Below are 12,476 nucleotides of genomic sequence, written 5' to 3'. Positions count from 1 at the left end.
GGAGCCGATGGTGGGATCACGCCCCCTCGAACCGGTCGCGGGCGTCCGCGAAGGCCGGGACGACCGCTGGACCGAGGCTCGGGCGGAACCAGAGCCGCGCCCAACCCTCATCACGGACCAGAACCCGCGTCATCCACGCCTGATCGCCAGCGGGCAAGGAGAGCCACGCCGCCGGATCGGCCGGAATCGCCTCCCGGTTGCGACACCACAGGGCCAGCGTGGACGGGGCGCGCAGGGCCGACACCAGCCGCCGCGCCGCCTCGGGCCGGGGAGACGTGGCCGAAAGGGCCAGACCGTCGAGCCATGCCGCGGCACCATCCGCCGGAATCCGGGCGTCCATGGACACCGATCCCGTCTCACGCGCGACGCGGCGCACGAGCGAATCCCACGCCATGCCCGCCCGCCCCACAACGGGCGACGCATTGCGGACCGCCATCAGGAAGGACACGGTATCGGTCCAGACGCTCGCCAGTTGGTCCCGATAGGGCGCCAAGACCGCCCTGACCTGCTGAAACAGATCGCGAGCCACGGCCTTGTCGGTCTGGGCCGCATCAAGGCGGGCGCCGTCCGGATCGACGCGCCGCATGGCCATCCACACCGCACCGTCGGGGTCCATGACCACGCGCCCTTTGAGAGGGAGATTCAGCAACGTCCCCCACGCTGGCGCCTCCGGCCGGTCGAGCCCGCCGACGCTGACCGCGGGTCCGAGTCCGAACAGGACGTCAAACCCCAGGCAGAGCGGCGCCAGCCACGTGGTCCCATCCGCGTCGCGACCGCCATGACCCCGAAGGGCCGCGTCAAGTGCGGCGGGCATCCGTCCCGCGATCCGCCCGGCCCAGGGCGCCAGCAGGCCCTCGTCTCGACAGCCGGCAACGTCTTCCAGTCCCAGTATGGCGGCATCCGCCGCGTCGCTCTCCGGTGCCGCGCCGGCCTGAAGGCGCTCACGGACCTCCGCCAGTGAGGCCACGGGCTCACAGGTGACCGCCAGCCCGTAGTCACGATTCAGATGCTCGACCACGGCATCGGGCCAGAGATCGTAGACCAGAACCCGAACCGGAACGGCCGGCGTTGCCCCCTCACGGGCCGGCGCCGCCACCACCCTGTCGGCGGGCGTCGTCAGGGCCCCCGCCGCCAGACCAGAGGCCCCGGCCCGGAGAAGGGCGCGGCGCGAAAGATGCCGCAGACACACCCCCCTCATACGCTGGATCACGTCATACGCCCAACCACTTGGCGGCCCGCAGCAGGCCACGGGTCGCGCGGAACACCAGCAGGACGTACCCGGCCGTCATCGGGATCACCCCAATAAGCAGGACACCCACCAGCGGAACCCCGACCAGCTGAAGCAACAGGAACGTCCAGAACGTGCGGATGGCCTCGTCGAAGTGAGTTCGCCACACGGGCGGCGCCTCCAGTCGGCTCGTATAGGCCAGCGCCACCCCGATCACTAGCGTCAGGAACGCCAGGATCGCCCCGATCACCGGAGTCATGAAAGGCAACGGAACGGACACCAGGAACAGGCCGTGCAGGACAAAAACCATCATGCGGGCGGCGCGGTCCCGGTCCGTGATGGGACTGTCCGATGACAGCGGCTGCGACATGACGGAACTCCCGATACGAAACGGACGGACGACACGTAAAACGCGGCCGGAGTGTAGCCGAGGGCCCCGCTTGCGCCCACCCCAATATCCAGCGCTGTCAGTCCGTGCCATCCGGTCGGCGCACACACATCAGCGCGGTCAAATCGTCGGTCAGTGGACGGTCGACGCGATCCAGAAACGGCGCAAGCACCTGCTCCAGCAGAACCCCCTCGCCATGCCGTGCGATCGCCTCCGACAGCAGACCACGGACACCGCTTTCGCCCAAGGCCGTGCGGTCCCCCAGGCGGCATTCCAGCAGGGCATCACTGAACAGCAGCACAAGATGGCCGGGGGGAAACGCCAGTTCCCGCGTTTCGTACAGGATCCCGCTGTCGATGCCCAAGGGGACACCCGAGCCGTCGCCCGCCGTAACCTCCCCGGTTCGCAGGTTGGCGATCAAGGGCGCGGGTGAGGCCGCCGCGGCATAGCGCAGCGTGTCACTCTGGGTATCGACGACACCGTACAGCGCCGTCGCGTACTGCTCCGTCGCCAGAAGCGACGCAAGACGAACCCCGAGAACGCTGAGATACTCACCCGGATAGTTCATCCATTCTGGAAACTCGTCGAGCATGGTGTGCAGGCGGAACGTGTTGAGCGCCGCCGCAATGCCGTGCCCGGCGAAATCGACGGTCCACAGCGCAAACCGGTGTTCGTCGATACCACGCAGGCCGAACAGGTCCCCGCCCAGCTCCGACGATGTCTCGAAATGGCTCGCCACGCGAAGACCATGACGCTGCTGGAGCGTATCCAGGACCGCCGGATCCGGCAGCAGATCATGCTGCATCTGCCTCGCCGCAGCCAGATCGGCCGCCAGCCGTTGCTGGGACGCCCGCAGGTCGGCCTGCGTGTGAATCAAATGCGTCTGCACCGAGACAAGACGGCGCCGATCCGGGTCCTCCGCCCCCTGGTGCGTCGGCAAGGAGGCCGGCGCGCCCGAGACAAGGGGAGCCGCCCCAGCATCCCTATTCGGTCCAAGTTCCGAGTCCCGCGGCACTCGGGCGGTGGCCACAACCTGATTGCCGCGCCCCCGATACTCCAACGTGTCAAAGCTGATGCTCTGGGCGAGGGCAATGCCGCGCCCGTGCGTATCGAACACACGCTTGGCGTCCATCTCCAGGTAGCGACGCCAATCGAAGCCCGCCCCCTCGTCCGTGATGGTGAGAACCACGCGGTCCGGCGTGCGCTCGAATGCAACCGTGACCTCACGATCGCGGTAGTCGGGATGGTTAAGGCGGGTGTTCAACTCGGTATCAAGCGCCCGGCGTGCCAGAAGGTCCGTCTTTTCCTCGTAGGTGATGGCCAGATTGCCGTGTTCGACGGCGTTCATCATCAACTCCGCCAGCCCGATGACATGCCGCTGAGGATCGGGCATCGCCGCGGCCAGGGCCGTGGCGAGATCGCTGCCATCGCGGGGGCTCTTGAAGCGGAACAGCCCGGTCTGCAATTGCCGCAGGGCCGCCGCCTGCCGGTGAACGCCCTGCCGCAGTTGGCGGAATCGCGCGTGATGCTCCACTGCGGCCGCCGTGACGGACAACAGGACTTCGGGTTGGACGGGCTTGGTCAGGTAGTAGAACGCGCCGGCGCGAATGCCGTCGATGATTTCCTGCTGGCTGTCGGCGGCCGTCTGCATGATGACGGGCAGCGTTTGCAAGTGGGGCGACGCCTTGATGCGGGCCAGCACCTCCATCCCGTCCATGCGCGGCATGCGCCGGTCCAGCAGGACAACATCAAAGCTGGTTCCCTCACGCTCCAGGATATCCCAGGCTTCGTCCCCGTCGCTGGCGAGGACGGTTTCGTATCCCAGCACGTCCAGATGTCCGGCCAGCAATTGCCGGCTGATGCGATTGTCATCAACCACAAGACCCCGGGGCGGACCGGACATGGGCCCCTGTCTCCCTCATGCGCGCCTGGGTCGACGCCCCCCTTGCCCGAACCGGCGATGCGCCTGCCCGTTACATGCGAGACGTAACGTCGGACGGCTCCTCAGGCGTTGACCACCGAAAACAAGGTGTCGAACCGGGCCAATTGGAGCATGTCGCGCACAGCACCCGTCGGATTTCGCAACACAACCTCGGCCCCAGCGGCGCGCGCCCGCTCCCGCAGAGTCAACAGCAGGCCAAGCCCCGCCGAGTCCATATAGTGAAGCCCCGAAAAGTCGACGATGACACGAGGCGGTCGCGATGACAGGACACGGGACAGCACAGTATCGAACGCAGCCCTATCCGCGTCCACGAGCTGCTCGCTCAAGTGCAGCACGGTGGCGGTGCCTTCGGTGGTGATATTATACTGCACGGCCTTGCCCTTTGGTCTTGGACCGCGAACACGAGTATAAGCACAATATTAGCGCGTCTCGCATTGCGCGAATCCTTGCGATTTGTCTCGCGCCCAACCGCGTCCAGCCTGCTCGCGGCGACGGACAAACGTTTCAACGTTGTCCGCAATTGACTCATCAACGTCAAGCCGGATGTGGGTGACGAGGTCTGTCCGGGCCACAATGCTGCCCGCTAGCGATCCCACCTCAGGGAGCGTGATGTCGAACGCCTCCCCCGGGGATAGACGGTCCGCGCCATCCAGAGTCCCCACCCCAGCACAGGCCAGGCTGCGCAGGGTGCAGGAGACGGACGCCGCGCCGCCACGTCTCGCCAAGGTGACCGGAACATCGATTCGGCGCAAGCGGTTGGCGTCGCGGTCGGCGTCCTTGCCCGACCGCATGATGGTTTCGAGCGCCTGGCGCATCTGCCGCACACGCGCACGCACGTCCTCCGACGACTCCTGAACGGAGCGCGCCTGCTCCCCCGTCCGGCGGCTGCTGGTGGACACGGCGGCGATCCCCGCCGTCGCATGTTGCGTCCCCTCGGAGGCGCGGTGGGCGTTTTGGCTAATTTCGCCGGTGGCGGCGCTCTGTTCCTCGACGGCGGCCGAGATGGCGGCGGAGGTTTCGTTAAGCTGATCGATCACCGCGCCAAACGTACGGATCGAGTCGACGGCCGAGCGTGTGGCCGTTTGGATCCCCTCGATCTGGCGGGCAATATCCTCGGTGGCACTGGCCGTCTGATTGGCGAGCGTCTTGACTTCGTTCGCGACCACCGCGAAGCCCTTCCCCGCCTCGCCGGCCCGCGCCGCCTCAATGGAGGCATTCAGGGCCAGAAGATTGGTCTGCTTTGCCACATCGCTAATGAGGTTCACCACGGTCCCGATGGCGTCGGCCGCCGAGGCCAGCCCGGCCACATGGGTGTTGGTCACCTCTGCCTGCGTGGCGGCCCGCCCGGCCACCTCGACGGCACCGGTCACCTGAGTGCTGATCTCGGTGATGGAGTAGGTCAATTCTTCTGCGGCCGCCGCGACCGCGTCCACGCTGGTCGCCGCGCCCTGCGACGCGTTTGCGGCGGCGGCGGCACCCTCCTCCGTTTCCGTAACAGCCGCCGCCATGGCCCTAGCCGCATTCGACATGGCATCGGCCTGTTCCAAAACGCGCGCCATCGCGCTTTGCACTTCCTCATCCAGGGCGTTGGTCATGGCCAACATTTCACACCGCACCCGGCGCGCCGCACGCCGTTGCTCCGCTGCCTGCTCGGCCTGAAGCCGCGCGACCTCTCGGGCGTTGTCCTGAAAGACCTGCACCGAATCGGCCATGGTGCCGATCTCGTCGCGCCGCGCCGTGTCCGGGATATCCACATCCAGGTTCCCACCGGCCAACTCAGTCATCGTGGCCGTCAGGTCCGCCAGGGGGCGGGTGATGCCCCGGATGACCAGAATAGCGACCATCGCCGCGACAAACAGGACGACCGCCACAACGGAAAAAAGTTTCAGGGTTGCACCCCACGCGGCGTGGTCCACATCGCTGACATACACGCCGGTGCCGATCATCCACTGCCACGGCGCGAAGTTGGCAGCCCAGGAGACTTTGGGCTCCGGTGTGGTCGTGCCAGCGCGGGGAAACACGTAGTCCACGGTGCCGCCCCCGCGCCGGGCCGCGTCGATCAAATCAACTATAAAGGGCTTTCCTTCGGCGTCTTTAAGATCGAGCTTGCGCGTTCCCTCCCACTCGGGCCGCGGCCCCATGACCTGATTCACACCATCGAAGTCAAAAACGAACAAATATTCGGCCCCGTTTGAGTACCGAATGGAGCGAATTGCGTCGCGCGCGCGTGTCTTCGCCTCAGCCATGGAAAACTCCCCAGCCCTCGCACGGGAGTAATACGTTTCCACGATCGATTGCGCCCCTTCGGCCATACCGCGCACTTGCACGATACGTTCATGCATCAACTCGGCGTGAACAAGAGATGTCGCAAATATCGATACGGTAACGAGGCCAACGGAGGCCAGGATAAGCGGAAGCCAAATCTTAATGCCGATTCTTATGTTTTTTAGCGACATAATCCGTCCACCTCACCTGACTCGCCAATGCCCCCATATGGCGTATCTCCTTACATTTTTATGACGTAAGGACAAGTGAATATCACGGATAGTCGTGACACAAACACAACATCAAGTTTTACGTTCTTATCATTGTTCCCATTAAGGCGCGCCCATCTATATAAAAAGGTATTCCCGCTCTCCGTTAAACTCTTGGTGTATTTCATGCCGCAAATTTATCCGGCACCGTCGAAGTAGTCGAGCTGGATCCAGGCCGGATAGTCCGGTGTTTCGATCCCAAGCCGCACGATGTCCCCACCGACGAAACCGGCAACACCGGCCTGGGTGGCCTGTCCCATGACGAGCGGACCGTCATTCCGGCCCTCCGACTGCGCGACAATGCGAGGCCATCAAGGACCTGCACGACAGTACCCTGCGGTTGCGGCAGGACGAAGAAGTCGCGGTTTGGATCGAATGGGCGCCGCCACACCGTCCCGAACCGACACGCCCGCGCCCGCCGATGCCGGGCCGGGCCCCACGCAGGTCTGGATGGCGCCAAGGGAGCGATCATCGAGCGTGCCGTGCTATCGGCTCCGCCGCTCCACGCCGGCGCAGCCGGCCGCTGAACCGGCCACGGCCCGCTCCTGATCCGGCGCCGTTCCATGATCGACCATCGGGATCACGTCCAGGTCGAGATAAGACACCGTGACCATGAAAAACATCAGCAGGATCACCATCACGTCGAGCAGCGGCGTGAGCGCGATCAGGGCGCCCCGGCGCGGCGTTCGAACCAGCCGGACCGTCATGACTGGGCCCGCCGCCCAGGTATGTCGCGGGCGGCCACCATCAGCCGGGCCACACTATCTTCGATGCCGTGCCCCACGTGATCGACACGGGCGGCCATCAGGCTCGCCGCGATGGCCGCCGGAATCGCAACCAGAAGGCCCACCGCCGTCGTCAGCAGCGCCTGCCAGATGCCGCCGGCCAGAACCGATGCGTTGGCCGACCCGCCGGCCATTTCGAGGCCCTGCAAGGACTGGATCAGCCCGAGCACGGTCCCAAGCAGACCCAACAGCGGACTGACCGTCGCGATGACCTCCAGCGTCCGCAGATGACGGCGGAGGTGTTCCAGTTCCGCGTTTCCGTGCCGCTCCACATCCTCCCGCACAGCATCCCGGTCGAGCCCCGCATCCAGGCCAGCCATCGCGGTGGCCAGCACCCGGTCTGCCGGCCGCCGACCGTCCGCGAGGGCCTCGGTCGTCGTCTCCTGATCACCGGCGCGCCATGCCTCGACGGCGGCCTCGCGTCGCGCTTGGCCGTTCAGGGTTCCGGCAAGCTGGAAGGCCTTTCCCACGATTAACGCCAAGGAAGACAGGGCCAGAGCCGCCAGGATCACGATGATCGGACCGCCCGCCTCCAGCCATCCCCCCAAAAGCTCCATCAGCTTGCTCATCGCAGACCCCCTTCCGCTTCAGCGCGGGCCGCCCCCTACAGACCAAAGGCGATGCTGGCGCGGGACGAGACATCCAGCAACGCGAAGCAATCGCGGGTCGTGCCGTCGTCGCCCTGACATGCGCCCATGTCGTGAAGGATGATCTTGCCGATGTCCGCGCAGGCGACGTCCGGGATATCAAACAGCTTGAGAGTCGTTCGGCCGGCCGGCAGCGGGGCCGCGTCGATGGTGAGCAGGCGATCAATGACCCCATCGGTGTCGAGAATCGCCAGCGACATCTCGAAGCCGGTCAACGTCACCGGAGTGTGGTTGCGGAACAGGAAGAAACTGCGGCACGCGCCGTCGATATCCTCGACCTTGTTGAGTTCGGCCCGTACGCGACCGGACTCGGCGGCGCCCTCCCCGTCCCCCTCGCCCGGCCATTGCGCCGACGCGCGGCCTGCGGTCATCAGCAGCGCGACGGCCGCAAATGCCATCGCCGGAGCGGTTCGCATGGGTCCGTCCTCCTGCCGTCCTCGAAGCCGGGCTGAGGGCCAGCCACAGGGGCGGGCCGCCCGGCAAGTCTAGCAGATGGACGACATCGAAACGGACCCGAAATCAGACCGCCTCCCGTACTTTTCGAACTGGTGCAGTCACACAGCGACCGTTTCGGTGACTCCGATGGAGGGCGCCACGAAATCCGGCCAAAGCCCGCTTTCGGCAAACCGGCGGTCCAGGTCCTCGCCGTGAAGCAGCCCGGTTTCGACCAACAGACAGCGCAGTCCGGCCCCGCGCGCGCCCAGGATATCGGTGTGCGGGCTGTCGCCGACCATCAGCAGCCGCTCAGCCGACACGCCAGGAAACTGTGCCTTCACGCGGGCATAGATGCCTGGGAAGGGCTTGCCCAAAAAGCGGATCGCCACACCATGATCCCGGGCCGCCTCCAATCCGAGGGCGCCGGGCTCCAGAGTCAGTGCCCCCTCGTAGGGGCAGGTCACGTCCGGGTTGGGGATGATCAGCGGGCGCGGCCGACGCGCCATCAGCGCGCGGTAACCCTCGAGATCCGCCGTCGACCAGTGAAAACAGTCGACCAAAACGACCCCACGGAGGTCATCCCAGGTCTCGGGCGGCGCCGTGGCCAGGCCCTCGACCGCCGTCAGGCGCGGGTAGCGGACCACCAGTTCGTCTGGATGGATGGCGATGACACCCCAGCCCTCTCCGTCGCCCACTTCCGCGAGGGCTTCGGGCAACAGGTCGCGGCCCGAAACGACCTCGTCCGGACGGATGTCCAGGCCCCGACGTCGCAAACCGGCCGCGACACCGGCCGGCTCATGCGTCACGTCGTTGGTGAGAATCCGAAGGGCGAGGCCGCGCCGCCGGGCGTCGGCAATGGCGTTGGCGGCGCCGGGGATCGGATGCAGCCCGGTATGGAGAACACCGTAGGCATCCAGGACCACGGCCGCGATGTCTTCCGTGTCAAGAACGGCACCCAAATGAGGCACGCGCCGAGGGCGGACCGGGGGCGGCGCGGCAGGCAACCAGGCACCCGCGGCGAGGTAGGTCGCCCAGGCGGCGTCAAAACCTTGCGTTAGCATAAGGCACTATCCAGCCGGACAGGGGCGCACCCCGCCCCAGAAATGAGCCCTGTATCAACCAAAGACAGACGGTGCGATGCATCCGAAGCGTGATGCACGACGGCGCGCCACGGTCGCGGATCATACGCCGATTGCGCGCGAATGACATCCACGCCTTTGCCGGCCCCTCGGTTCCGCGGACCGGAATCCGCGCCGCGTCGACGAACACACTGGTCAGGGTCGATGTCGCCTCAACGGTGGCATGAGCGTTCTGGGGCGGCGGCACGAGCCGTCTCCGTCTCGGCCCGCCGCCGGGCTCCTCCGCCCCCGTCGGCGCGCCCCTTTCCCCTCACCGTTTTTATACCGTCCCGACGCCCACCCCGAGAACGCCTTCAAGCCGGGCCGCACACCGCGACCAGCGCCCTCCGCCGAGGGGCGGGAGTCAGTCCTTTCCTAAACAAGCACCGCTATGCGATCAGTCGTCCGTCAGGAGCGGGTAGACGCCGTTCTCGTCATGGACCTCACGCCCGGTCAGCGGCGGCGTGAACACGCACACCATCCGCATGTCTTCGCTGCCGCCGCGCAGTTTGTGGCGCTCGTGCCCGTTCAGGCAATACAGCGTGCCGTCCTTGATCGGATGGACGATGCCGCTTTCCAGGTCCTCGATTTCACCGTTGCCGGCCACGCAGTACACCGCTTCCAGGTGATTGGCGTAGTGAATGTACGTCTCGGTCCCGGCGCGGATGATGGTGTCATGCATGGAAAACCCGCACCCGTCCTTGCGCGCCAAAAAACGCCGGCTGACCCAATTGCCGTTGTCCACCGACGCCGCCGTTCCGACCAGGTCTTCGAGTTTCTTTACGATCATGGTTGAAGAAGCTCCCTCAACATAAGACGAAAAAAGGAGAAGGTCCCCGTCCGCCCGACGACATCGCGTGGGAAACGGGGACCCTGTCGAGCCGCATGGGGGTCCGGATCAAGCCGCCTGAGACGCACCCTTGGCCTGCTGCGCCGCCGCCGTATCGACCGCCTGGGCCATGACCTCCAGGCCCTGGCGCAGCGCCTCCTCCGGAATGGTGAGCGACGGCAGCAGCTTGGCCACCTCGGAGTCCGGCCCCGACGTCTCCATAATGACGCCGTTGCGGAAGGCTTCGGCGCAGACCGCCTCGGCCACACCCTTGACGTGGAGGGCCAGCCCGCGCATCAGGCCCCGCCCGCGCACCTGCGGCTTAAGCTCGGGATGACGCTCGGCCATTTCAGTCAACGCAGCCTCAATGATCGCGCCTTTCTTTTCGACGGCACGCGACAAGGTATCATCGGTCCAGAAGCGCAGCGCTTCCGTCGCGGTGATGAAGGCGGGCGCGTTTCCACGGAAGGTGCCATTGTGCTCGCCCGGACCGAACACATCCATGTCCGGCCGCACCAGCACGACCGACATCGGCAGACCATAACCGCTCAGGGACTTCGACAGACAAATGATGTCCGGCTTGATACCCGCCGGCTCGAAGCTGAAGAACGTTCCCGTCCGGCCGCAGCCCGCCTGGATGTCGTCGAGGATCAGCGGCAGGTCCCACCGAGCACACAGATCGCTCAGCCGCTTCAGCCAGTCGAAGGACGCGGCGTTGATGCCGCCCTCGCCCTGCACCGTCTCCACGATGACGCCCGCGGGCAGGTCCAGCCCGGAGCCACCGTTCGACAGCATGTGCTCCAGGTACGACAGACCATCGAACCCATCGCCCATGAAGTCGTCGAACGGCATGAACACGGCGTTGTCGAGCGGAAGACCGGCACCGCCCCGCTTGAAGCCGTTCCCGGTCACCGACAGCGATCCCAGCGTCATGCCGTGGAATCCGTTGGTGAAGCTGACGATCTTCTCGCGACCGGTCACTTTTCGCGCCAGCTTCAGCGCGGTTTCAACGGCGTTGGTGCCGGTCGGCCCCGGGAACAGAACACGGTGGTCAAGGCCGCGCGGGGCCAGGATCACCTCGTGGAAGCGTTCCAAAAAGCGGCCCTTGGCCGTCGTCGCCATATCCAGGGAATGCGTCACCCCATCGCTGGCGATGTAGTCCAGCAGCGCCCTCTTCATGCCATCGTCGTTGTGGCCATAGTTGAGAGCGCCGGCTCCCGCAAAGAAATCAATGTACTCCCGGCCGCTCTCCCCACGCATCACATGGCCCTTGGCGGTCGTGAAGACCTCCGGGAATGCGCGCACGTAGCTCCGCACGGCCGATTCATGGCGATCGATAACGTCCAGGGTCTCTGAAGGCATTGCAAGATCTCGTATCTGTTAAAAAAAAGGGTGACGAGGCGGCGGACCGCTGAGGATTCGCTGGGGCGGGCGGAGGGCGCTCAGGCCGCCTTCGCCTGCCGCAGCGGACCGATCCGGAACAGGTGCTCAGGTTCGAACGTCGCGTCGGTCTGAGTCGGGCACGGGAACGAGTCCTCCTCGAACAACGGCGCCACCTCGCAGGCCACGCCATGACGCCGTGCGATGCCCTTGAACAGCCGCGCGGACGGTTCGTTGGAGGGGGTTACGGTCGCTTCCAGCCAGCGGGCCTGCCCTTTCAGCGGCGCATTCCACAGCAGGTGCTCGATCATGCGGGAGGCGAGGCCCTGGCCGCGCACGCGCTCGGTCGTGGTGACCTGCCAGACGAACAAAGCGTTCGGACGCGCCGGCGGCGCGAACCCGACCACGGACCCCACGGGCTCCCCGTCGATTTCCGCAACAACGCAGGTGTCCGGAAAGAAGTGGCTCATCATCATGTAAGCATAGGGCGAATTTAAGTCCAGTTTCCCGCTGTCGCGCGCCAGTTGCCAGATCGTGGCACCGTCCTCGCCCGTCGGACGGCGCAGTTTGATGGCGGGTGGCGTCGGAGTGGTGGGGGTCGGAGTGGTGCTCCGGATGGGGGAGACAGATGCGTCGGTCATCGTCGATCCCTCGTATCTTGAGGCAAGCCAGGAGTGGCACGGCGCCCGGTTGCCGCGGATCGGCCCCGGGTCTTGTGCGTGTTCGTGTCAGTAATATGACGGTCGTCGCACTATATTCGCGAACCCCGTCGGTCCCCGATCAAGAGGACGCTGACACCGGACCCCGAACGCCTTGAGCGTCGGCCGGGCCCCAACGTGCGACACCCATATCGAGTTCGGCGGGCGTCGCGCTTGGATGGACAGAACAATACGCTCAGCTCAGCAGTTGTCAACCCTGCACGCGGTAACGTTCGTGTTTTGCTGTAAAGCAAATAAAGTGAAGTAAAATTTATTTCCTGTCGCTAAAGACTTATATTTCACTGTGATGAAACAATTTTTCCAACCGTGTTTCAAATTTTTTTCTCAATTTCAGGGTTGCGTTTCCAGGCTCGATCCGTATGGTTCCAGCACCGATCCAGTTTGCGCTGGACATTGCCGCATCAGGCGGTCCCAGTGTGGAGCCGATGTGCTCCAAAGGATCGCGAGCCGATGATCTCGCCGAATTGTGAG

The 12,476-nt window shown here is 65.4% G+C and carries 13 protein-coding genes; all 13 read right to left on the bottom strand.

All coding sequences use genetic code 11. The features are described from left to right. Window positions 1-16: 16 nt before the first annotated feature. The 13 genes from GGD82_RS01910 to ectA all read right to left on the bottom strand — a co-directional run bounded on the left by GGD82_RS01910 (window position 17) and on the right by ectA (window position 11,927). Window positions 17-1,198 (bottom strand): type 2 periplasmic-binding domain-containing protein, encoded by a 1,182-nt coding sequence (locus GGD82_RS01910; RefSeq protein WP_150060459.1) that lies wholly within the window; start codon window positions 1,196-1,198, stop codon window positions 17-19. A 13-nt stretch (window positions 1,199-1,211) separates the two neighbouring features. Continuing rightward, on the bottom strand, window positions 1,212-1,598 hold the full coding sequence (locus tag GGD82_RS01905; protein ID WP_150060460.1) for a hypothetical protein: 387 nt from the start codon (window positions 1,596-1,598) through the stop codon (window positions 1,212-1,214). A gap of 97 nt (window positions 1,599-1,695) precedes the next feature. Next, window positions 1,696-3,519, bottom strand: coding sequence for a SpoIIE family protein phosphatase (locus tag GGD82_RS01900; protein ID WP_150060461.1), 1,824 nt, complete (start codon window positions 3,517-3,519; stop codon window positions 1,696-1,698). A 101-nt stretch (window positions 3,520-3,620) separates the two neighbouring features. Continuing rightward, on the bottom strand, window positions 3,621-3,929 hold the full coding sequence (locus tag GGD82_RS01895; RefSeq protein WP_150060462.1) for an STAS domain-containing protein: 309 nt from the start codon (window positions 3,927-3,929) through the stop codon (window positions 3,621-3,623). A 48-nt stretch (window positions 3,930-3,977) separates the two neighbouring features. Further along, window positions 3,978-6,014, bottom strand: a complete 2,037-nt coding sequence (locus GGD82_RS01890) for a methyl-accepting chemotaxis protein (protein WP_150060463.1) — start codon at window positions 6,012-6,014, stop codon at window positions 3,978-3,980. A gap of 215 nt (window positions 6,015-6,229) precedes the next feature. Further along, complete coding sequence (locus GGD82_RS20925) at window positions 6,230-6,352, bottom strand: hypothetical protein (protein WP_260178156.1); 123 nt, start codon at window positions 6,350-6,352, stop codon at window positions 6,230-6,232. 225 nt (window positions 6,353-6,577) lie between these two features. Further along, the gene (locus tag GGD82_RS01885) at window positions 6,578-6,799 is read right to left on the bottom strand and encodes an ExbD/TolR family protein (protein WP_150060464.1); all 222 of its coding nucleotides are present in this window, start codon (window positions 6,797-6,799) and stop codon (window positions 6,578-6,580) included. After that, window positions 6,796-7,446, bottom strand: coding sequence for a MotA/TolQ/ExbB proton channel family protein (locus GGD82_RS01880; protein ID WP_211364669.1), 651 nt, complete (start codon window positions 7,444-7,446; stop codon window positions 6,796-6,798). The genes GGD82_RS01885 and GGD82_RS01880 overlap by 4 nt, the downstream gene beginning before the upstream one ends. A gap of 35 nt (window positions 7,447-7,481) precedes the next feature. Beyond that, window positions 7,482-7,940, bottom strand: coding sequence for a Tat pathway signal sequence domain protein (locus GGD82_RS01875; protein ID WP_211364670.1), 459 nt, complete (start codon window positions 7,938-7,940; stop codon window positions 7,482-7,484). 138 nt (window positions 7,941-8,078) lie between these two features. Next, entirely contained in the window at window positions 8,079-9,020 is a 942-nt protein-coding gene (locus GGD82_RS01870) for an HAD-IIA family hydrolase (RefSeq protein WP_150060465.1), read from the bottom strand. A 454-nt stretch (window positions 9,021-9,474) separates the two neighbouring features. Further along, entirely contained in the window at window positions 9,475-9,867 is a 393-nt protein-coding gene (locus GGD82_RS01865) for an ectoine synthase (protein ID WP_150060466.1), read from the bottom strand. 108 nt (window positions 9,868-9,975) lie between these two features. Continuing rightward, window positions 9,976-11,268 (bottom strand): diaminobutyrate--2-oxoglutarate transaminase, encoded by a 1,293-nt coding sequence (ectB, locus tag GGD82_RS01860; RefSeq protein ID WP_150060467.1) that lies wholly within the window; start codon window positions 11,266-11,268, stop codon window positions 9,976-9,978. 80 nt (window positions 11,269-11,348) lie between these two features. Next, window positions 11,349-11,927, bottom strand: coding sequence for a diaminobutyrate acetyltransferase (gene ectA, locus GGD82_RS01855; protein ID WP_150060468.1), 579 nt, complete (start codon window positions 11,925-11,927; stop codon window positions 11,349-11,351). Window positions 11,928-12,476: the final 549 nt, after the last annotated feature.

Source organism: Roseospira marina (assembly GCF_014197855.1).
Lineage (GTDB): Bacteria > Pseudomonadota > Alphaproteobacteria > Rhodospirillales > Rhodospirillaceae > Rhodospira > Rhodospira marina.
This window is presented reverse-complemented; position numbering and strand designations above follow the sequence as displayed.

Excerpts from the sequence above, each read along its gene's own strand:
- GGD82_RS01910 (WP_150060459.1), bottom strand. The coding sequence starts at position 1,198 with ATGAGGGGGGTGTGTCTGCGGCATCTTTCGCGCCGCGCCCTTCTCCGG.
- GGD82_RS01905 (WP_150060460.1), bottom strand. The coding sequence starts at position 1,598 with ATGTCGCAGCCGCTGTCATCGGACAGTCCCATCACGGACCGGGACCGC.
- GGD82_RS01900 (WP_150060461.1), bottom strand. The coding sequence starts at position 3,519 with ATGTCCGGTCCGCCCCGGGGTCTTGTGGTTGATGACAATCGCATCAGC.
- GGD82_RS01890 (WP_150060463.1), bottom strand. The coding sequence starts at position 6,014 with ATGTCGCTAAAAAACATAAGAATCGGCATTAAGATTTGGCTTCCGCTT.
- GGD82_RS20925 (WP_260178156.1), bottom strand. The coding sequence starts at position 6,352 with ATGGGACAGGCCACCCAGGCCGGTGTTGCCGGTTTCGTCGGTGGGGAC.
- GGD82_RS01885 (WP_150060464.1), bottom strand. The coding sequence starts at position 6,799 with ATGACGGTCCGGCTGGTTCGAACGCCGCGCCGGGGCGCCCTGATCGCG.
- GGD82_RS01880 (WP_211364669.1), bottom strand. The coding sequence starts at position 7,446 with ATGAGCAAGCTGATGGAGCTTTTGGGGGGATGGCTGGAGGCGGGCGGT.
- GGD82_RS01875 (WP_211364670.1), bottom strand. The coding sequence starts at position 7,940 with ATGCGAACCGCTCCGGCGATGGCATTTGCGGCCGTCGCGCTGCTGATG.
- GGD82_RS01870 (WP_150060465.1), bottom strand. The coding sequence starts at position 9,020 with ATGCTAACGCAAGGTTTTGACGCCGCCTGGGCGACCTACCTCGCCGCG.
- GGD82_RS01865 (WP_150060466.1), bottom strand. The coding sequence starts at position 9,867 with ATGATCGTAAAGAAACTCGAAGACCTGGTCGGAACGGCGGCGTCGGTG.
- ectB (WP_150060467.1), bottom strand. The coding sequence starts at position 11,268 with ATGCCTTCAGAGACCCTGGACGTTATCGATCGCCATGAATCGGCCGTG.
- ectA (WP_150060468.1), bottom strand. The coding sequence starts at position 11,927 with ATGACCGACGCATCTGTCTCCCCCATCCGGAGCACCACTCCGACCCCC.